Origin of the sequence: Flavobacterium shii, assembly GCF_025847235.1 — a bacterium.
GTDB classification, from domain to species: domain Bacteria; phylum Bacteroidota; class Bacteroidia; order Flavobacteriales; family Flavobacteriaceae; genus Flavobacterium; species Flavobacterium shii.
The window spans coordinates 1-1,182 of sequence record NZ_JAOZEW010000054.1; the positions used below are offsets into that span (position 1 = coordinate 1).

At 30.7% G+C, this 1,182-nt stretch carries 1 protein-coding gene; it reads left to right on the forward strand.

Annotated elements, in window-relative coordinates; genetic code table 11:
* Positions 1-13: 13 nt before the first annotated feature.
* Positions 14-1,182, forward strand: a 1,169-nt coding sequence (locus tag OIU83_RS23520) for an IS4 family transposase (protein ID WP_264208707.1), incomplete at its 3' end; no start/stop codon positions are given.

The window sequence follows — 1,182 nt, forward strand, 5'->3', positions numbered from 1 at the left end:
AAAAAAATAAATTTTGAACGAAAGACAATTAAGTGACATAAAGGATTCACGTTTATTAAAGAGAGGTAATATAATTTTAGACAAATTATTTAAGAATAGTGTTCACTCGATTCGTCAAATTACCCAAAGTGATTCTGAGGCAAAATCTTTTTATCGTTTTTTACAAAATGATAATGTTTCCGAAGCTGATATTATACGCAATATGAGGGCTAATTGCGTTTCATCTTGCACAGACAAAGTTCTTCTGTGTATTCAAGATACTACAGAAGTTAATTTATACAACCATAAAAATAGAGTAAAAAAGGATCATTACATTGGTAGAACTAATGCAGCTAAAGGAGGTATTGGTTTTTTACTTCATCCTAGTTTTGTTTTAGATGCTCAGACGCTAGTTCCATATGGTTTTTCTGATGTCAAGATATGGAATCGACCTTTGGAAAAGCTAACTAAAAAACAGCGGGATTATAATAAACTTCCAATAGAAGAAAAAGAATCTTACAAATGGATAGAATCTTCTCAAAACTCAAAAAAGGTATTAAGTCAGGCGAAAGAAATTATAATCATTCAGGATAGAGAAGGCGATATTTATGAGCAATTCGGGGTTGTCCCAGATCAGAAAACGCATTTATTAGTTCGGGCAAGAGCAAATAGAACTCTCTCAGACAAAACAAAACTTTTTGACTATATAGCAGAGCAACCATCCAAAGGAACCTACTCAATAGAATTAGAAGGCGATAAAAGAGAAAACATAAAAAAGCGCGAAGCTATTTTAGAAGTTCGCTACTCACAAGTAACAATAAATAAAAATGATTTAAGTTCTAAAACAGCTCCCAAAAATATCAATCTTAATATCATAGAAGCCAAAGAAATAAATACCGATGTTGAAAATCCAATATGTTGGAGATTATTGACAACAATAAATATTGAGAATTTAGAAACAGCTTTGAATTGTATTACTTGGTATACTTGCAGATGGACAATAGAAGAAGTATTTAGAATCTTAAAAAAAGAAGGCTTTAATATAGAAGCAAGTGAGTTGACTTATTCAAAATCTATTCGCAAACTTTCTTTACTGATGATGGAAACTATTGTAAAACTATTTTTAATGCAAATAGCCTATAATTGTCCTGAAGAAGAAATAGAATCTAGTAGCTGCTTTTCAGAAGATGAAATAAAATGTCT